At 51.6% G+C, this 18,442-nt stretch carries 17 protein-coding genes; 7 read left to right on the top strand and 10 right to left on the bottom strand.

Going from position 1 to position 18,442, the window contains the following annotated elements; translation table 11 throughout:
- The first annotated feature begins 52 nt into the window (after positions 1 to 52).
- The gene (locus TSP01S_RS09475) at positions 53 to 763 is read left to right on the top strand and encodes a radical SAM protein (protein WP_231848564.1); all 711 of its coding nucleotides are present in this window, start codon (positions 53 to 55) and stop codon (positions 761 to 763) included.
- 46 nt (positions 764 to 809) lie between these two features.
- Here the strand turns inward: TSP01S_RS09475 and TSP01S_RS09470 are convergent, their stop codons facing one another.
- The 9 genes from TSP01S_RS09470 to TSP01S_RS09430 are packed head-to-tail and all read right to left on the bottom strand — an operon-like array spanning position 810 to position 9,064.
- Complete coding sequence (locus TSP01S_RS09470) at positions 810 to 1,412, bottom strand: V-type ATP synthase subunit D (RefSeq protein ID WP_041078045.1); 603 nt, start codon at positions 1,410 to 1,412, stop codon at positions 810 to 812.
- 4 nt (positions 1,413 to 1,416) lie between these two features.
- Positions 1,417 to 2,790, bottom strand: a complete 1,374-nt coding sequence (locus TSP01S_RS09465; RefSeq protein ID WP_041078044.1) for a V-type ATP synthase subunit B — start codon at positions 2,788 to 2,790, stop codon at positions 1,417 to 1,419.
- Entirely contained in the window at positions 2,783 to 4,552 is a 1,770-nt protein-coding gene (locus tag TSP01S_RS09460) for a V-type ATP synthase subunit A (protein WP_041078043.1), read from the bottom strand. Before TSP01S_RS09460 ends, TSP01S_RS09465 begins: the two co-directional genes overlap by 8 nt.
- On the bottom strand, positions 4,542 to 4,862 hold the full coding sequence (locus TSP01S_RS09455; protein ID WP_041078041.1) for a V-type ATP synthase subunit F: 321 nt from the start codon (positions 4,860 to 4,862) through the stop codon (positions 4,542 to 4,544). The genes TSP01S_RS09460 and TSP01S_RS09455 overlap by 11 nt, the downstream gene beginning before the upstream one ends.
- Positions 4,855 to 5,721 (bottom strand): V-type ATPase subunit, encoded by an 867-nt coding sequence (locus TSP01S_RS09450; protein WP_041078039.1) that lies wholly within the window; start codon positions 5,719 to 5,721, stop codon positions 4,855 to 4,857. Before TSP01S_RS09450 ends, TSP01S_RS09455 begins: the two co-directional genes overlap by 8 nt.
- Positions 5,721 to 6,287 carry a V-type ATP synthase subunit E family protein gene (locus TSP01S_RS09445; protein WP_041078036.1) on the bottom strand — a complete coding sequence of 189 codons (567 nt, stop codon included), beginning with the start codon at positions 6,285 to 6,287 and terminating at the stop codon, positions 5,721 to 5,723. Before TSP01S_RS09445 ends, TSP01S_RS09450 begins: the two co-directional genes overlap by 1 nt.
- Positions 6,287 to 6,781, bottom strand: coding sequence for a V-type ATP synthase subunit K (locus tag TSP01S_RS09440; protein ID WP_269450329.1), 495 nt, complete (start codon positions 6,779 to 6,781; stop codon positions 6,287 to 6,289). Before TSP01S_RS09440 ends, TSP01S_RS09445 begins: the two co-directional genes overlap by 1 nt.
- Positions 6,778 to 8,727 carry a V-type ATP synthase subunit I gene (locus TSP01S_RS09435; RefSeq protein ID WP_041078032.1) on the bottom strand — a complete coding sequence of 650 codons (1,950 nt, stop codon included), beginning with the start codon at positions 8,725 to 8,727 and terminating at the stop codon, positions 6,778 to 6,780. Before TSP01S_RS09435 ends, TSP01S_RS09440 begins: the two co-directional genes overlap by 4 nt.
- Before the next feature lie 10 nt (positions 8,728 to 8,737).
- Positions 8,738 to 9,064: a hypothetical protein gene (locus TSP01S_RS09430; protein ID WP_041078030.1), complete on the bottom strand. Its 327-nt coding sequence runs from the start codon at positions 9,062 to 9,064 to the stop codon at positions 8,738 to 8,740.
- 171 nt (positions 9,065 to 9,235) lie between these two features.
- Here TSP01S_RS09430 and TSP01S_RS09425 point away from each other — a divergent pair, with 171 nt between their 5' ends.
- The 6 genes from TSP01S_RS09425 (at position 9,236) to TSP01S_RS09400 (ending at position 15,793) form a co-directional block, all read left to right on the top strand.
- Positions 9,236 to 10,540, top strand: a complete 1,305-nt coding sequence (locus TSP01S_RS09425; protein WP_231848563.1) for a DUF1576 domain-containing protein — start codon at positions 9,236 to 9,238, stop codon at positions 10,538 to 10,540.
- Positions 10,540 to 10,875: a hypothetical protein gene (locus tag TSP01S_RS09420; protein ID WP_041078028.1), complete on the top strand. Its 336-nt coding sequence runs from the start codon at positions 10,540 to 10,542 to the stop codon at positions 10,873 to 10,875. Before TSP01S_RS09425 ends, TSP01S_RS09420 begins: the two co-directional genes overlap by 1 nt.
- A gap of 50 nt (positions 10,876 to 10,925) precedes the next feature.
- Positions 10,926 to 12,041 carry a DUF3798 domain-containing protein gene (locus TSP01S_RS09415; RefSeq protein WP_041078026.1) on the top strand — a complete coding sequence of 372 codons (1,116 nt, stop codon included), beginning with the start codon at positions 10,926 to 10,928 and terminating at the stop codon, positions 12,039 to 12,041.
- Between the two features lie 69 nt (positions 12,042 to 12,110).
- Positions 12,111 to 13,703 (top strand): sugar ABC transporter ATP-binding protein, encoded by a 1,593-nt coding sequence (locus tag TSP01S_RS09410; protein ID WP_041078024.1) that lies wholly within the window; start codon positions 12,111 to 12,113, stop codon positions 13,701 to 13,703.
- Positions 13,696 to 14,733 (top strand): ABC transporter permease subunit, encoded by a 1,038-nt coding sequence (locus tag TSP01S_RS09405; RefSeq protein WP_041078023.1) that lies wholly within the window; start codon positions 13,696 to 13,698, stop codon positions 14,731 to 14,733. The genes TSP01S_RS09410 and TSP01S_RS09405 overlap by 8 nt, the downstream gene beginning before the upstream one ends.
- Before the next feature lie 4 nt (positions 14,734 to 14,737).
- Entirely contained in the window at positions 14,738 to 15,793 is a 1,056-nt protein-coding gene (locus tag TSP01S_RS09400) for an ABC transporter permease subunit (RefSeq protein ID WP_041078021.1), read from the top strand.
- 32 nt (positions 15,794 to 15,825) lie between these two features.
- On the opposite strand, the gene alaS is transcribed toward TSP01S_RS09400, so the two are convergent.
- Positions 15,826 to 18,432 (bottom strand): alanine--tRNA ligase, encoded by a 2,607-nt coding sequence (alaS, locus tag TSP01S_RS09395; protein WP_041078019.1) that lies wholly within the window; start codon positions 18,430 to 18,432, stop codon positions 15,826 to 15,828.
- Between the last annotated feature and the right edge of the window lie 10 nt (positions 18,433 to 18,442).

Here is an 18,442-nt window from a genome sequence, read left to right as displayed (position 1 = left end):
AAACTATATCAAGGCCCAAGAGAAAGGGACGTGAACCACAGGATACAATTTCTTGGGGCGACGTCTCGTGGGTTTCGATCCTGTCGAGAGATCGAAGATGGTGGAAAGGATCGTCATGAAGAACGGCGCGAGGAGTTATTATCGTTTTCGTTACTCTCTCCACTACAATGGCATCGTCACTGCGGATGCTGTGGGATGCAACTTGCTGTGTGCGTATTGCTGGAATTATAGAAGGAATGAACATCCTGAGGCGACTGAATTCTACGATCCAGAGCAAGCTGCGGAAAAGCTTTTGTCTATCGCAAAACGAAACAAGTGCAAGCTTTTTCGTATCAGTGGTGCAGAACCTATACTTGGAGAAGAATCCACCGTGCACGTTGCAAAGCTGATCGATCTGGTTGGAGGCACGTTCATTCTTGAAACCAACGGTATCATGCTCGGTTATGAACCTGGTTTGGTGGACCGTCTCAAAGATCTGAACGTGCTCGTCCGTGTGAACGTGAAGGGCTGGGATGAGGAGAGTTTCGAAAAGGTCACCGGAGCGGATGGAAGGTTTTTCGAATACCAGCTCGAGGCTCTGCGCCGTCTGGATGGCAAAGTGAGGTACTGGGTGGCGGTCATGTACGAAATCTTCAAAGAAGAGGGCATCGAGAGGCTAAAGAAAATGCTGCCTGTCAGGTGCAGGATCGAGGTGGAGTATCTGAACGCCTATCCGTTCGTCGTCGAAAATCTGAAGAAGAGGGGTTTCAGCGTTCAACAATAAAAAAGATGGCCCGGGGGCCATCTCGATCCGGTTCAATTCAGAGCGATCATTCCTTCAATCTCAGCAATCTGAAGAAGTTGCTCCTCTCGAGTTCTTCGAGTTTCGAGCTGATGAATTTGATCGTCTCTTCGAGCTGCGGTATGAGTTTGTACTCGAGCGCGTTGACCCTCCTTTTGGTTCTTTCGATCTCCATCGCCAAAGCGATCAGGTAGCGTTCTTTGTTGGCAAGTTCCACGATTTTCTCGAGCAGTTCTCTCCACCTTTTCACCAGCTCGTCCAGCACCGTCGGTGTTTCGACGAGGCTGTAAACTGGTAAGGAAATTTCTTCCACGGACAGCACGTTGACGGGAATGTTCATCCTCTTCTCAACGCGTTCTCTGAGAGTGGTTCTGCCGTTCGAAGTTTCTGAAATCAGATGCCAGGAATCTTCCCTGATCCTCGTTCTCGCATAAGTTCCCAGGGCGAGGAAGCTCAGAAACTGAGCTTCCACTTCGTCTCTGAACGCTCTGTAATCCTTCGATTCCTGCAGGAATCTCTGTATCAAGCCTTCGAGCTTGTCCTCGAGCAGTTTGTGACCTCGGCGCGCAAGAACGAGCCGCTTCCTCAGTCTGAGGAGTTCCATCCTGTTTGGATTGACCCTCAGAGGCATCCTATTACTCCTTTCCGAGGAACTCTTCGATGAACTCCGGTCTGATGCGTTTCAGGCTCGATCTCGGCAACATCCTCAGGAGTCTCCAACCTATCTCGAGTGTTTCGAATATGCTCCTGTTCTCGTACTCTCCCTGTTTGATGAACTCCTCTTCGAATCGCTGGGAGAACTTCAGGAACAGAATGTCCTCTTCCGTCAGTGCCGCTTCACCGAGAACGACGGCGAGTTCCTTCGCTTCCAGACCCCTCGAGTAAGCCGCGTAGAGCTGGTTCGAAAGATCTCCGTGGTCCTTCCTGGTTCTACCTTCTCCTATTCCACCGCGCATGAGCCTCGAGAGGGACTGCAACACGTCGATGGGAGGATATATACCCCTCCTGTGCAGATCGCGGCTGAGGAAGATCTGACCTTCCGTTATGTAGCCTGTCAGGTCCGGGATGGGGTGCGTTCTGTCGTCCTCGGGCATGGTCAGTATGGGTATGAGGGTTATGGAACCTTTCCTGCCTTTGATCCTTCCCGCCCTCTCGTAGAGCGTCGCCAGGTCGGTGTAGAGATAACCAGGATAACCACGCCTGCCGGGCACCTCTTTCCTTGCAGCGGATACCTCTCTGAGCGCCTCAGCGTAGTTGGTCATGTCCGTGAGTATGACGAGCACGTGCATGTCCAGTTCGAACGCCAGATACTCGGCCGCAGTGAGTGCGAACCTCGGTGTGGCGATCCTTTCGATGACCGGATCGTTCGCGAGGTTGATGAACAAAACGGTTCTCTCTATGGCACCGGTTCTCTTGAAATCCTCTATGAAGAAGTTCGCTTCTTCGAAGGTGATACCCATCGCGCCGAAAACGACGGCGAACTTTTCCTCTTCCTTGAGCAGTCTTGCCTGTCTCGCGATCTGTGCCGCGAGTGCCGCGTGGGGCAGGCCGGCGCCGGAGAAGATCGGCAGCTTCTGGCCCCTCACCAGCGTGTTCATACCGTCTATGGCAGAGATTCCAGTCTGGATGAACTCGGATGGATACGCGCGTGCGTAGGGATTTATCGGGCTTCCGTTTATGTCAAGTCTCTTTTCTGGTACGACCTGTGGTCCACCGTCCCTTGGTCTTCCGAGGCCATCGAAGGTCCTACCCAGTATCGCAGGAGACAGGTTCGCTTCGAGCACCCTTCCGAGGAACTTCACGCGCATACCTTTCAACGAGAGGTCCTGCGTGCTCGTGAACATCTGAACGAGCGCCGCGTTCTCGTGCGCTTCGAGTACCTGTCCCTGCCTTATCTCGCCGTTAGCGAGTTTCACCTCAACCACTTCACCGTACTTCGCACCTTCAACACCTTCAACGAGCATGAGAGGGCCACTGATCCTTGAAACGGTCGTGTATTCCTTAGGCAACTTCTTCAGCCCCCTTCTTCAGAGACAGAAGCTTTTCTTCAACTTCTTTGATGAGGTTTTCTATCTCCGAGATTCTGCTCTCGCTGACGAACTTCATCCTTGCGATCTTTTCACGCTCGGGCAGTTTGAGAATGCTCTGCAACGGTACACCTTCGTCCAGCAGTTTTGATGCTATCCTGTAGAAGTTCATTATGTTCTTGAGCATGAGGTACTGCTTTCTCGGAGAGGTGTAAGTGTCGACTTCGTGCAGCGCGTTCTGGTGCAGAAAATCTTCCCTGATCGAGCGAGCCGTTTCGAGCACCAGCCTGTCCTGCGGTGAGAGTGCTTCCATACCGACGAGCCTGACGATGTCCTGTAACTCGGCCTCTCTCTGCAGGATGCTCATAGCTTGCTGTCTCAGTTCGTACCAATCTTCGGCTACATAAGCCGACCAGTGATCCTTGACGACGTCGAGATACAGCGAATAGCTTATGAGCCAGTTGACCGCGGGGAAGTGTCTGCTGAACGCCAGACTGGCGTCCAGGCCCCAGAACACCTTCACGACCCTGAGCGTCGCCTGAACCACCGGATCGGACAAATCTCCACCTGGAGGCGACACAGCACCTATGATACTCACGGAACCGATTCTCTCGTCACTGCCGATGCACTTCACGTAGCCCGCACGTTCGTAGAAGCTCGCGATCCTCGACGCCAGATAGGCTGGATAACCTTCTTCGCCCGGCATCTCCGCGAGTCGACCAGAGATTTCTCTCATGGCCTCCGCCCATCTGGACGTCGAATCGGCCATGAGCGCCACGTGGTAACCCATGTCCCTGAAATACTCTGCTATCGTTATGCCCGTGAACACGGATGCTTCTCTCGCAGCCACAGGCATGTTCGAAGTGTTCGCGATGAGTATGGTTCTTTCCATCAGAGGTTTACCGGTCCTCGGATCGGTCAGCTCCGGGAACTCTATGAGAACTTCCGTCATCTCGTTCCCACGTTCTCCGCATCCCACGTAGACGATCACGTCGGCGTCGGCCCACTTGGCGAGCTGGTGCTGTATGATCGTCTTTCCACTTCCAAACGGGCCGGGAACGCACGCGGTACCACCTTTGACGACCGGGAAGAAGGTGTCCAGAACCCTTTGACCGGTCACGAGTGGAATCCTTGGCGGGATCTTCTCTCTGACAGGCCTCTGGTACCTGACGGGCCATTTGTGCATGAGTTTCAGCTCGACCTTCTTCCCCTCCGGATCGAGCAGGATGCCTATCGGTTCTTCGACCGTGTATGAACCACTCTTTATCTCAAGGATCTTTCCCCGCAGATTCGGTGGAACCAGGATCTTGTGTTGAAGCGCGGAAGTCTCCTGAACGACTCCGAGCACGTCTCCCCCGACAACCTCGTCGCCCGGCTTGGCCCAGGCTTCGAAGTCCCACTTGATCGTTCTATCCAGAGCTGGGAGTGAGAGGCCCCTGCTGAGAAAGTCTCCAGCTTGTTCAGCGAGCTTGTTCAAAGGCCTTTGAATTCCATCGTATATCTGCCCAACGATGCCCGGTCCGAGCTCGACGCTGAGCGGTTCGCCGAGCGGGAACACCGGTTCACCGGGTCCAACACCCTGCGTTTCTTCGTAAACCTGTATGTACGCGATGTCCCTGTCCAGACCTATGATTTCGCCGAACAGTTTCAGCTCTCCAACCCTGACCATTTCGTACATCTTGACGTTCTGAAGACCTCTGGCAACCACGAGAGGACCGGCGACCCGGATGATCCTACCTTCCATAGTATCCCTCTCCTTCGGCTAAGAGATCCACTCCAAGGATCTTTTCGAAGAGCTTTCTCAAGGCTTTCTCGCTCTTTTTCTCGTGACTGAAGGTGTCCGGTAACACGAGTGGTGGATTCTCCTTCACGTCCTGCAGGATTTTGTCTGCGACACTTTCGAGCACGACGATCAAAGAATACTGGTTCTGAACTTTGACGAACACATCGTAAGCTTCCTTCGCATCGGAAACGGGGTGTGTTTCCACGCCGAACATTGAGAAGATGCCCACCAGTTTTTCTGGACCTATGATGGCGATTCTTCCTTCAGACATTCAGTTTCAGCATCCTTTCCTGCCAGATTTGTTTGGGTATGTTGTTCTTCTTGCACTCGAGCAGGCTCAGAAGATCTTCCATTTCCCAGAGCTTGTGGTAGAAATAGTAAACCAGTATTTCAGGACCGCTCACGATGGTTTTGAAAGATCTCTGGATGAAGCGGAAGAGTTCAGCTTTGATAACGACATCGACGTCCTTTTTCTCTATCATTCTTTGCAAAGGATCTCTCAACTGCGCTGGAACCAGATTGGTCCAATCTTCGATGTCTCTCTCGAGCAGATCTTTAGTTTTGAACCACTCAAACCCGCCGAGTTCCGCGCACGATAGATCGAGAGTTTTGCATCTGAAAAGCATCTTCAAAAGCAGAAGCTGGTTTCTCAATCTCCAGAACGATCTGATGTTTTCGCTCTCTACAGACCTTTCGAAATCGAAGGAAACTTTCAGGTTCAAAGTATCCATCTTGAGTTCCGTCGAAGCACTTTTCGAAGACCAAATTTGCTCGAGCGTTTTGAGAAGCTCTTTTTCAAACTCCCATCGCATTTCCTCCGCGAATTCTACGAGTGGATCTTTCACGCCTTCTTTCTTGTAACGCAGAGAATGGAACCAGCTGTCCCACAGGAGCAGTTTCAGATAGATTTCCTCAAGGTTTTTTGACAGGAATCTGAGCTCGTCCAGCAGCACCTCGTAGAAGGCCGTCTCGGCTTGCTGGTCCACGATTGGTTTGTACCAGCTGGTCTTCAACCAGTCAACGCAGTCTTCATAGCTCGCGTCCGCCAACCATTGCCATTGGTTCTTGTCGATGAACTTGGTCGACTTTGCCTTCAGGTTTGTCGAAGAGAACAGGTATTTTTCGTACATCACGCCTCACCGCGCAGGATTTTTGCGATCTCTGAAAGATTGTTCTCGACGAGCTCGTTGATGAGTGTGTCCAGCGTCAGGTCTATCACGAACTGACCTTTTTCCGCCACAAAACCACCCTTGGCATCTATCTTCTCGTCGGCTATCGAGAGCTTGTACTTGTGGCTGAGTCGCTCGAGGTCCAGCTTCAACTCGTTCTTGGCAAGGACGATCTTTGCACCGGATAGGCCCTCTCTTTCCACGAGCTTCTCCCATATGCTCGTGTACACATCGGCTGGAAGTTTGGAAACGGCCTCGATCAGTTTCTGCTTCACCTCTTCCACGGCTTCGTTCTCTATCTTCGTGAGTTCGTTCTTGAACCACAACCTTTCTTTCGAAAGAACTGCGTACTCCTCGGCGGCGATGGTCTGTTCCAGTATTTTCGTCTGCTCCTCTTTCCAGGCGTTGAATCTATCTTTTTCAATTTTCGCAAGCTCCTGGAACTTCTTCTCGTATTCTTCCTGTATTTGCTTTACTCTTTCTGCCTTCTCACGTTCGAGTCTCTCGAGTATTCTCTGGAGAGACATCACAGTTTCACTCCAAAGAACAACAAGATTATGGAGGTTATCAAAGACAGGATCGCGTACGTTTCGACCAGAGCGGGTATTATGATGGCCTGTCCGGTCGTCTGCGGCCTTTGAGCGATCATCTGGAGTGCTGCCACACTCGCCTTACCCTGCCAGATGGCACTGACGAACAGACCGAAGATCAGCGGGATACTCACCGCGAAAACTGTCAAACCCTGGGCGATCGTCAGTTCTGGAAAGTTCCCGCCGAGTATACCCAGGCGCAGCAGGATCAAAAACGCACCTATGAAACCGTAGAAACCCTGAGTGCCAGGGAGAGCCTGCAGTATGAGCACCGTTCCGAAAAGTTCCGGTTTTTCTGCCAGCACTCCCGCGGCCGCTTCTCCGGCCATCCCGACACCCTTGGCAGAGCCGATCGCACCGAACGCGGCACCGAGTGCAGCACCAATCAGAGCGATGGACAGTCCGAGCATCTTATCTACCTCCTCTTCTATTTCCTGACCTTGAAGTATTTACCTTCGTAGGCGTAAGGCGTGAACGCCTTGCCTCCAGCACTGTAGAACTTACCGAACATCTCGAGGAACTGCAACCTCGTCGAGTGAACGAACGCCGACAGCGCGCTGAGAACGTAGTTCAGAAGTTGTCCTCCGACCCATATGAGGGCGAACAGGATCCAGCCGAGCACAGGAAGACCTTTCACCATCTGTGCCAGCTGCGTTATGACGGAACCGAACACACTACCAACCAGGTTCAACGCGAACAACCTCGAGTAGGACAGCACATCACCGACGAAGGACGAGATCCCGTAGGCTCCAACGATGCCGTAGAGGCTTATGACGCCGACCACGATGCGGGACAGGATGTTCTTTTTGTCCCGACCCTGAGTGAGGATCAGACCGAGAGCAGACGCCAGCAGAACGTAGAGGAAAATTCTGTATTGCTTTCCCGTGAGTAACTGCAGGCCAAAGTAGCCGAGCAGGGAAGCGAAGAACAAAAGCCACAACAGGCCGTCGTAGATGGCCGTTTTGTAGTCTTTCGTCCTGAACCCACTGACCATCCTGAGCACGAGCGCGTACATCTGCGAAATGACTCCTATGAACAGCGCGATTGCCAGCGCCTTCATGAGTTCTCCCGTGGGATTGACCAGTGGAAAGATACCCAAGAACTTGCCGTCTGGACCGAGGAACGGCTGGCTGCCGAAGAAGCTCCAGGTGAGGATTCCAACCAGGATGGAAGGAATACTCAGAACCTGCAAAAGATCGAGCAGTTCTTTCGCACCGCGTTCGGGTTTGAAGGCCTTCTTGATCCAGCTCACGAGGGCCAGCTGGAGCAGACCGTAACCCACGTCTCCCAGGCATATGCCGAAGAATATCAGATAGAACGGGGCCACGTAAGGTGTTGGATCCACACCGTTGTACTTGGGCATACCGTACAGTTTCGTCAAGAACTCGAAACGCTTTATGAAAGGAGGATTGTGGAGTATGACTGGCGGATCTTCGTCTTCCAGCGGCTCACGACTTTCAAAACCGTACTGAGAAACGGTCCTTTCGAGCAGGCTCACGAACTCCTGTTTGTCTATGGTTGGGATCCAACCTGTGTAGGCTGTGAAATACACAGTATCGTAGCGGAAGTCTGCCGTCCTTTCCTCGAGTGATTTGGAAAGGAAGTAATCGTGCCAGGCCTGTAGGTTCCTGAGTTTTTCGTTGAGTATGGAAGCCCTCTTCAGGATACGTTCTTTTGCCTTCTCAACGTTTTCGAGGATTCTGTTGAGTCGCTGGATAGACTCAAGCGGAGTGGACTTGAGGTAGGGTATCTTCTTGGGCGTGAATTCGAGTTTCTGAAGTGTTTTCTCGATTTTATCAGCATTTTCTTTTCTCACCAGCAGAACACATTTGACGTCCTTCTTTTCCTGGACCGACCAGATCCAGCTTTCTTCCAGCAGTTGGCCGGCTTGCTGCAGGAACTGATCGAAGTTCCTCTTTGAGATGATTCCTGAGAAGAGCTCGTACCGCTCAAAACTTCTCGGAAAATCAAGAGCACAATCGAGCTTATCCCAGAACTTTATGTCGAGGGTGAGTTGTTCTAACCGTTCCTTTCGCCTTTTGAGATTCTCCAGGGCTTTTTCGGCCCATTTGGCGGTCCTGTAGAGCTTTTTCCAGCTGATTTCTTCGAGCAGTTGCTGGAATTGTTTTTCATCGATCTCTTCCCTGCCGGCGAAGAAGCTTTCCAGCAGGTTCTTCTTGTTGGGGAAGAGTTCGAGTGCGATTTTGAACGTTTCCTCTATCTTGCTCAGCTGGGAACTGTACCTGGATGATTGTGATTCGATCTTCGACGTCTTTTCCCAGTGTATCCGGGGGAAAGCTTTGAAAACTTCGAGAAGCTTGGATTCTTCCTCCTTCGGAACGATGAGCCAGAAGCGCTCAACCCTCAGTATCGCCATGCTCTTTCACTCACTCTTCCGTGAGCATTTTCAGAGCGAACTGCACAGCCTTGTCGAGATTGGCCAGCAACTTCTTCCGGTGAGACTCCAACAGCTTTTGATTCTCTTCATGGAGCTGCTGTCTCTTCTGTTGTATCTGCACTGTACTTTCCTTTCTCCTCTGCTGCAGCCAGTCTTCAAAGGCCTTCTTTTCTCGCTCGATCTGGAGGCGCAGTTCCTCCAGGCGCTCTTGAAGGTTCTTCTTCATACTGGCCTCGGCGCGAGCAATTTCGTTCTGCACTTCTTCTTCCTTGTCTTTGATGAGTCTTAGTACGTCCTTCACCTTTTCCTGTGCCATAACATTCCTCCACCTGGCGGCAGTTTCTACACAGATAAATTTTAACCGTTCTGTTTTTGAGTTAGCCTTTAAGAAAAGGTTACAGAAACATCCGAGCGAAACGGTAAGTTGTACTTGCCTTTCGAACACATTATACGCTATATTCGAGTGAAGGGATTGGGAGGTGAAAGGGTGAAACGAAAATGTCCACTGTCGATTCCTACATTTCTCCAAAGGCTGTTTCAATCGGACCAAGAATCGTTCAAGCTTTTATCACTCTACTTCTTCGGCTGGTCCTTCGTGGTGTTCGCACTGTTTGCGGGCGCGCTCTGGCATCCTGTGGAATTTCTCAAGGGTTTACTCAGGATCATCGTTACTCCCGATTATTTACTCACAGATTACGTAGAGGTGGGAGGTATAGCTCCGGCGTTTTTCAATTCGGGCCTTCTCATGCTCCTGTTCTCTTATTTTTTGAAGCTTTTGAGAATGCCCATAACGGGGCTTTCTTACGCTTCAGTTTTAACCGTGGGTGGTTTTGCGCTCTTTGGAAAGAACATATTCAACGTGTGGCCGATAGTCATAGGCGTGGTCCTTTACTCTCTCTATCGAAAAGAATCCATTCAGAGGTACATCTACGTTGCTTACTTTGGTACAGCGATTTCTCCGCTGGTTTCTTTTATAGCGTTCACGGTCCCGCTGAGTAATTTGATGAGATTCGTGGTTTCCTACCTCGTTGGAATCTTCGTTGGCTTTTTCCTCCCTTCTCTCGCAAGTTATTTTCTCACGCTGCACAAAGGTTACAACCTATACAACGTGGGTTTCACCTGCGGTTTGGTTGGTACCGTGGCGGCCGCGTTTCTGAGGGCCTACGGTGTTCAAATTCCCGTTCAAAAGGTTTGGAGCGAGGGAAACAATTTCATCTTTTCGATCTTTCTGTTGATTCTGTTCTCGTTCGTGACGTTCTCCGGCTGGCTGCTGAATGGAAAGAGCTGGCGGGGTTATAAAAAGCTGTTCAGGCACTCAGGAAGGTTGCTCACGGATTTCGTCATTCTCGAAGGCGTACCGGTGACGCTCATCAACATGGGGCTTCTTGGAGTGATCTCGATCGTGTACGTTCTGGCGACAAAGAGTCAGCTCAACGGGCCCACGATGGGTGGAATAATGACCGTGGCTGGTTTTGCAGCGTTCGGGAAGCATCTGAGAAATGTGTTGCCCGTTATCGCTGGTGTGACGATAGCGAGCGTTTCGAACTGTTACGAGCTGGGAAGCCCAAACAACGTTCTGGCCGCTCTGTTCGGTACGACCGTTTCGCCGATTGCTGGAGAATTCGGAATCGTCTGGGGTATCGTGGCGGGCTTCCTTCACAGTGCGATGGTGAACAACGTGGGCTTCTTGCACGCGGGTTTCAATCTCTACAACAACGGCTTCGCCGGCGGTCTGGTTGCCATCGTGTTGATTCCAATCATCAAAGCGATCCATAAGAGGGAGGACCTGTGATGAGAAAGGATAGAGAGATCGTTACAAGGATATGTGCGCAGATCATCAAGTATCTGCTCGATAAGTCCGCAGAGAGCGTGAACGTCTCTATCGTGAAAAGGGAAAAGTACGAGGTCAGAATCGATGCGAAGGTCTTTCTGAACGCTGACGAACTGGGCCTGCTCAGAAATTATCTGAATGTTGAGCCACAGGAAGTGGGTTATTACTATCTTCCACTGGTCGGTGAGTACGGTTCGGAAGAAGATCTGGCGATCGTCGCCATGTTGTTGGAGGCCGTTGAACTGAACTACGACGGGGAGAAGAAGGAACTGATTATTTCACTGCGAGTGAGATGATATGATAGAATGATCATAGGTCAAAACTCTTCGAGGGGGTGTTCCTGGATATGAGAAAGTTTCTCGTGGTTGCAGTCCTGATGATGGCACTTTTGAGCTTTGCAGCGCTCGGTTTCAAGATCGGTCTCGTGACTGGCACTGTTTCACAGGGTGAGGACGAGTACCGTGGAGCAGAGAACGTCGTCAGAAAATACGGAAGCGAGGTCATCCACGTAACGTATCCAGACAAGTTCATGCAGGAACAGGAAACCACGATCGCGAGAATCGTCGAACTCGCTTACGATCCAAAAGTTAAGGCCATCGTGATCTGCCAGGGTGTGCCTGGAACAGTCGCGGCGATCAGGAGGGTGAAAGAGTTCAGGCCAGACATGATCTTCGTTGTCGGTGTACCACACGAAGATCCCGAGATCGTCGGCTCGGCTGCTGACGTGGTGCTCGAAACAGATACCCCCGGCCGTGGAATCACCATCGTGGATCTCGCATACAAAATGGGAGCAAAGAGACTGATACACTACTCCTTCCCACGGCACATGAGCTACAAACTGCTGGCAGAAAGAAGGAACATCATGGAGCAGCGTTGTAAAGAACTCGGCATGGAATTCATCTTCGTTTCCGCACCCGACCCACTCGGTGAGCAGGGTTTGACTGGCGCACAGCAGTTCATCCTCGAGGACGTTCCGAGACAGGTTGCCAAGTACGGTCCTGACACCGCGTTCTTCTCGACGAACTGCGGAATGCAGGAACCTTTGATCAAGGCCATCCTGCAGCACGGTGGAATCTATCCTGAACAGTGCTGTCCATCACCGACGCACGGTTATCCTGGAGCTCTGGGAATCGAAATACCTGCAGACAAGAAAGGAGATTACAACTACATACTCAAGGCTATCAACGACAAGATCGTGGAGAAAGGTGGAGCTGGAAGGTTCGCAACCTGGCCGGTTCCTGTGAACATGGTGTTCACCGAAGCTGGTGTCGAGATAGCCATCGAGCTAGTTCAGAAGAAGATAAAGGCTGACGATACGAACGCGATCAAAGCTGTGCTCGACAGGGTGATTTCCCAGAAGATTTCCGGATACGGCATCAAGACCATCAAGAAGTATCCGAACGCTGGTAACTACTACATGATCACCATGGACTCTGTCATTTTCGGAGTCACCAAGTTCTGAACTTTATGGGATTGTAACCTATAAGATGTCGGCCTCGCGCCGACATCTTTTTTACAGGGAGGATGGTCCATGCAGTACGCTCTCGAAATGCGCAACATAAACAAATCCTTCTACGGTAATCAGGTGCTCAAGAACGTGAGCATAAGCGTCGCTCCCGGAGAAGTACACGGCCTAGTCGGTGAAAACGGCGCCGGGAAGAGCACGTTGATGAACATCCTCTTCGGAATGCCGGTCATTCATTCCACTGGAGGTTTCGAGGGAGAGATATTCATCAACGGTGAGCGAGTGCAGATCGACAGTCCGAGGAAAGCCATGGAACACGGCATAGGCATGGTCCATCAGGAGTTCATGCTCATACCAGGCTTCACCGTTATGGAAAACATAAAGCTCAACAGGGAGATAACCAAGAGCAACTTGCTGAGCAGGGTGTTCGGTAAGCCCATGGAAACTCTGGACTTTCCAGCGATGAGGAAAGAAGCGAAGGAAGCGATAAGCACCATAGGTATGTCTATCGACGAGCTCGCGGTGGTTGCAGGTTTACCTGTCGCGCACAAACAGTTCATAGAGATCGCGAGGGAGATAGACAAGAAGAACCTGAAGATACTCGTTCTCGACGAACCGACGGCGGTCCTGTCCGAAGCCGAAGCGGAGAAACTCCTCGATGTGATTCGATACTTAGCGTCGAAGGGCGTTGCTATTCTCTTCATCTCGCACAGACTGAGCGAGGTGCTGAAGGTCTCGGACAGGATCACCATACTCAGAGACGGAGTGGTTGTGGACAGTAAACCCGCCTCATCCTTCACACTCTCCGAGATCGCCGAAAAAATGGTTGGTAGAAAGCTGGAAGATGTGACCCTTCCCCCTCGCAGTAAAGAGCCTTCAGATGACGACATCATCATGTCCATAAGGAATTTGAAAGTTCGTATGCCTGGAGAAGAGGTGAAAGATTTCAGCATAGACATAAGACGTGGGGAAATACTCGGTATAGGTGGTCTTGCGGGACACGGAAAGCTCGGTGTGGCGAACGGCATCGCGGGTATGTACCCTGCCGAAGGGGAAGTCTACCTCGAGGGTAAACCGTTCAAACTGAACGATCCATCTTATGCCTTGAACCAGGGTGTTGTCTATCTTTCGGAGGACAGAAGGGGTGTCGGACTGTTGCTTGACGAATCGGTGGAGATGAACATCGTGGCCACGGCCATACAGGTGTTCGGAAAGTTCACCAAAAGATTTCTCTTCCTGACCGTTTACGATCGCAAGCAGATCAGAAAACACGCACTGGAGATGATTAAGAAGCTCGACATACGTTGCAAATCTCCCGCTCAGATAGTCAGAAGGTTGAGCGGTGGCAACCAGCAAAAGGTTTGTCTCGCGAGGGCGTTCACGCTGAATCCAAAGATCTTTTTCGTGTCTGAACCGACCAGAGGTATCGACGTCGGGGCGAAAAAGCTCGTGCTCGATTATCTGGTGAAGTTGAACAGGGAACACGGTATAACGATCGTGATGACATCCAGCGAACTTGCCGAACTGAGGGCCATCTGCGACAGGATCGCCATAGTGGCGGAAGGAAAGCTTTCTGCGATCCTTTCTCCAAAGGCGAGCGATGCGGAGTTCGGTCTCGCGATGGCTGGAGAGCTCCAGGAGGTGTTGCAGCATGGATAAAGTCTTTGGATGGCTCAAGAGGATCGATGTGCCGACGCTGATCATCTTCCTGTTCCTCATAGCCCTGTTCGTACTCGCGGCGTTCACAAACGTTTCGATACCATCTCTCCTGAGCGACTCGATAAGACGCATCGGTATGAACGGTGTCCTCGTGCTCGCAATGGTACCAACGATCAGGGTTGGCACGGGTCCAAACTTCGGCTTACCCGTGGGTATCATCGGTGGGCTTCTCGGAGCTTTGATAAGCATGCAGCTGGGCTTGACAGGGTTTGTCGGCTTCTGGGTGGCGATCTTGTTCGCCGTCCTGATCTGCATCGGGATCGGATTGGGTTACGGCTGGTTGCTCGAAAGGGTTAGAGGGCAGGAAATGATGGTCGGAACGTACATGGGTTATTCCATCGTCGCGTTCATGTCCATCATGTGGCTGATGCTTCCTTTCAAAAACCCCGACATGATTTGGGCGATAGGTGGTAAAGGACTGCGATACACCTTGACGCTGGATAAATACTTCGGGCACGTGCTGAACAACTTTTTGAAGTTCAAGATCGGTGGGTTTGAGTTTCCGACAGGTTTGCTTCTATTTTTCGCGGGCGCCTGCTTTCTGGTTCATCTCTTTTTCAAAACCAGGATGGGCCTCGCCATAGACCTGGTGGGTCAGAACGAACGTTACGCGATCAGCTCGGGTGTGAATCCGAGCAGAGCCAGACTCGTGGCGGTGGTGATGTCGAACGTTCTCGCCGGTGTCGGTATCATCGTTTACGCGCAGAGTTACGGTTTTCTCCAGCTGTATCAAGCACCTTTGTTCATGACGTTCCCCGCGGTCGCTTCGATACTCATCGGTGGTGCCTCCATAAGGAGGGCGAATATTCGTAACGTCGTCGTCGGTACGGCAGTCTTCCAGACCCTTTTGACGATAGCTCTGCCCGTCCTCAGTCAGGTTACCCGTGGTGACATCACCGAAGTCATGAGGCTCATCGTCAGCAACGGAATGATACTGTACGCACTCACGCGAGCCCCAAGGGAGGCGTGACGGGATGGAGAAGTTGAAAAAATTCCTGATCTCTTACGCTGTGCCGATCGCCTTCTCGATACTGTGTGTTTCGGCCGTCTTGATAGCGAAGATTCCCCCGATCTTCCTCATCAGCGAGATAGTGAGAAGGCTGAGCAGGAACACGTTCCTCGTGCTGTCTCTGATAATTCCCATCATCGGCGGTTTGGGGCTGAACTTCGGGATCGTTCTCGGGGCGATGGCGGCTCAGGCGGCGCTCTTCTTCGTTGTGGACTGGAAGATAAAGGGCCTGCTCGGAATTTTGATAGCGTGCCTGATGGCGAGCGCGATTTCGATAGTTTTAGGATGGCTCGCAGGTCTGACACTGAACCGCGCCAAGGGAAGGGAAATGATAACTTCCATGATCCTCGGTTTCTTCGCCAACGGTATCTACCAGCTCATTTTCCTGTTCTTCATAGGATCGCTGATACCATTCAGAACGAAGCAGTTCTTGTTGCCTGAAGGTGTCGGTTTGAGGAACACGGTCGATCTGTACGGGACCGTTGCCTCGGCTCTGAACAGGGTCTGGACGATCCGAATAGGGATGGTGAACGTCTTCGTTCTGCCGCTGTTGATAGTGGCTGTCCTGTGCCTGTTCATAACTTTCCTGTTCAAAACGAAACTCGGTCAGGACATAAGGGCTGTGGGTCAGGACATGCACATCGCTGAAGTTGCTGGCATAAACGTCAACAAGGTGCGCATCATAGCGGTTATCATGTCGACAGTGCTCGCCGGGATCGGTCAGGTGATCTACCTTCAGGACATAGGCACGATCAACACTTACAACAGCCACGAGCAGATCGGTTTGTTCTCCATAGCCGCCCTGCTCGTTGGAGGTGCCACCACGAGAAAAGCGACCATATGGAACGCGATACTGGGCGTGGTGCTGTTCCACACTCTGTTCGTCGTGGCACCCAGCGCGGGAAACAGACTTTTCGGCCAGCCACAGGTGGGAGAGTTCTTCAGAGAGTTCCTCGCCTACGCGGTCATCGCGTTCGCTCTGGCCATGCATGGCTGGAGAACCAAAAAGATCCTCATGTGAAAAAGAAGAGGGGCCGTCCAGCCCCTCTTTTTTCACGCTCTTTGAAGGATGAATCGTTTCAGCTGCTCCACCACTTCGTTTATCTTTGCCGGATCTTTTCCTCCCGCCTGAGCGAAATCCGCCCTTCCACCGCCACCGCCACCGAGCAAGTTCGCCGCGATCCGTGCCAGCTCGCTGGCGTTTATCTTGTTCGCGATGTCTTTCGTCACCCTGACGATGAGGTTCACTTTCTCTTGCTGAACGGAGAAAACCACTACGATAGATCTTTCCTGAGATGCGATCGCAACATCCGAGAGATTTCTGAGCGTTGAAGGATCGACGTTTTCCAGTGTGATGGCTTTGAAGTTGAAGCCTTTCAAATGCTCGAAGGGGATTTGCTTAACCTGTATCGAGAGCATTTTCATCTTCAGTTGTTCGATTTCCTTTTCCATCTGTGAGTTCTTTTCGAGCAGGTTCTTCAACCTTTCAGGAACTTCGTAAAGAGACGTCCCGAGCAACGTCGCTGCCCGACTCAGTGTGTCTTCAACCTTCCTGATGTGTTCGAGAGCGTTGAAACCGGTCACAGCTTCTATTCTGCGAACACCTGCAGATACTGCCGTTTCCGAAACGATCTTGAACATACCTATGTTCCCGGTGTTGGAAACGTGCGTTCCACCGCACAGCTCCTCGCTGAAATTCGGTACCTTGACGACTCTGACCACGTCACCGTACTTCTCGTCGAACAGTGCTATGGCACCCTCCTCGATCGCTTCTTTGTAGCTCTTTTCTTCCATGATCACGGGGATCGCTTCGAAGATCACCCTGTTCACCATTTCTTCTATCTTCCTGATCTGCTCTTCGTTCAGTGCTTCGTAGTGGGTGAAGTCGAATCTGAGTCTGTCCGGCGCGACGAGGGAACCGAACTGTCTCACGTGCTCGCCGAGAACTTTTCTGAGTGCCGCATGCAGCAGGTGTGTCGCCGTGTGGTTGCGCGCGGTCGATCTTCTGCGTTCTTCGTCGACCATCAACTTCACCCTGTCTCCAACTCTCAGTATTCCTTTCTCTATATTTGCAACGTGCACGATGATGCCCTCAGTTGGTATGAACACGTGCTCGACGGAAGCCTTTCCATCTGTCCATTCGATCCAACCAGTATCGCTTACCTGTCCACCTCTTTCGGCGTAGAAGGGCGTTTCTTCCACCACGATTTCGACTTTTTCACCCGAAGAAGCCGATTCCACTTTCTCTTCTTTTCGGAGCATCAAGACCTTGGATTCGTGCGTGAGCGTGTTGTAACCGACGAAAGAGACCTTTTGAACCTTCGCCAGTTCTTCGTAATCCTTCACAGTCTTTGCGTACTCGACGTCAGACCTGCCGATTCTCGATCGCTCTCTCTGCTGTTCCATGAGTCTTTCGAATCCTTCAAGATCCACTTTCAATCCCTTCTCTTTCGCCACGTCGATCACTATGTCCGGTGGGAAACCGTAGGTGTCGTACAGCTTGAAGAGACTTTCTCCGTCGATGATCCCTTCCGCATTCCTTACGATCTCACCGAGCATCTCCAGTCCCTGAGAGATCGTTTTGAAGAACCTTTCTTCTTCTGCCCTCGTTACGTCCCTGATGAGATGCCTTTTCCTTTCGATCTCCGGATAGATCTTTCCCATCTTATCGATCACGGCGTCACAGACTTCGTACAGGAAAGGTTTGCTGGCACCGAGCAGAACTCCATGTCTCACCGCCCTGCGCAGGATTCTCCTGAGAACGTATCCTCTTTCTTCGTTCGATGGAAAGACACCGTCTGCAATCAAAAAAGTTACCGCTCTGGCGTGGTCAGCTATGACGCGCAGAGAAACATTTTTCTCCTCGCTCTCTCCGTACTTCACACCGAACAGTTCCTCTTCTCTCCGAATGATGGGTCTGAACAGATCGGTTTCGAAGTTGCTCGACACGCCCTGAACGACCGCAGCGATCCGCTCGAGTCCCGCACCCGTATCGATGTTCTTCCTCGGTAGCGGGTGCAGTTCGCCTTTCTCGTCCTGGTAGTACTCGGTGAACACTAAGTTCCATATCTCCAGAAACCTCTTATCGCTGTTCGCGGGCGTGCATTCTTCACCTTCGGGGCAGTCTTCCACGATGCCCAGATCGTAATGGATCTCCGAGCACGGACCACACGGTCCCGTGGGTCCTGCAGGCCCCCAGAAGTTGGTGTCTCTGCCCATGCGTACGATCTTCTTTTCCGGTACTCCAACGACATCGTGCCAGATTCTGAAGGCTTCATCGTCGTCTTTGTAGATCGTTACCCACAACCTTTCTTCTTTGAGTTTGAGCACCTGAGTCACGTACTCCCATGCCCACAGTATGGCTTCTTTCTTGAAATAGTCGCCGAAGGAAAAGTTTCCAAGCATCTCGAAGAACGTGTGGTGCCTCGGCGTTCGACCGACATTCTCAATATCGTTTGTCCTGAGGCACTTCTGGCACGTGGCGACACGTCTGTAGACTGGTTCCACTTTACCCCAGAATATGGGTTTGAACGGGACCATTCCCGCAACGGTGAAGAGAAGCTGAGGATCGTCCGGTATGAGCGACGCGCTGGGCAAAACTTTGTGGCCTTTCGATTCAAAAAAACTCAGGAAGCTCGATCTTATTTCATCGCTGTTCAAGCCCTTTCAC

This window comes from Thermotoga caldifontis AZM44c09, from assembly GCF_000828655.1.
Lineage (GTDB): Bacteria > Thermotogota > Thermotogae > Thermotogales > DSM-5069 > Pseudothermotoga_A > Pseudothermotoga_A caldifontis.
This window is presented reverse-complemented; position numbering and strand designations above follow the sequence as displayed.

Bases quoted from the DNA above. Each gene is read 5' to 3' on its own strand.
- TSP01S_RS09470 (WP_041078045.1), bottom strand. From the start codon at position 1,412: ATGCCTCTGAGGGTCAATCCAAACAGGATGGAACTCCTCAGACTGAGG.
- TSP01S_RS09460 (WP_041078043.1), bottom strand. From the start codon at position 4,552: ATGGAAGGTAGGATCATCCGGGTCGCCGGTCCTCTCGTGGTTGCCAGA.
- TSP01S_RS09455 (WP_041078041.1), bottom strand. From the start codon at position 4,862: ATGTCTGAAGGAAGAATCGCCATCATAGGTCCAGAAAAACTGGTGGGC.
- TSP01S_RS09450 (WP_041078039.1), bottom strand. From the start codon at position 5,721: ATGTACGAAAAATACCTGTTCTCTTCGACAAACCTGAAGGCAAAGTCG.
- TSP01S_RS09445 (WP_041078036.1), bottom strand. From the start codon at position 6,287: ATGTCTCTCCAGAGAATACTCGAGAGACTCGAACGTGAGAAGGCAGAA.
- TSP01S_RS09435 (WP_041078032.1), bottom strand. From the start codon at position 8,727: ATGGCGATACTGAGGGTTGAGCGCTTCTGGCTCATCGTTCCGAAGGAG.
- TSP01S_RS09430 (WP_041078030.1), bottom strand. From the start codon at position 9,064: ATGGCACAGGAAAAGGTGAAGGACGTACTAAGACTCATCAAAGACAAG.
- TSP01S_RS09420 (WP_041078028.1), top strand. From the start codon at position 10,540: ATGAGAAAGGATAGAGAGATCGTTACAAGGATATGTGCGCAGATCATC.
- TSP01S_RS09415 (WP_041078026.1), top strand. From the start codon at position 10,926: ATGAGAAAGTTTCTCGTGGTTGCAGTCCTGATGATGGCACTTTTGAGC.
- TSP01S_RS09410 (WP_041078024.1), top strand. From the start codon at position 12,111: ATGCAGTACGCTCTCGAAATGCGCAACATAAACAAATCCTTCTACGGT.
- TSP01S_RS09405 (WP_041078023.1), top strand. From the start codon at position 13,696: ATGGATAAAGTCTTTGGATGGCTCAAGAGGATCGATGTGCCGACGCTG.
- TSP01S_RS09400 (WP_041078021.1), top strand. From the start codon at position 14,738: ATGGAGAAGTTGAAAAAATTCCTGATCTCTTACGCTGTGCCGATCGCC.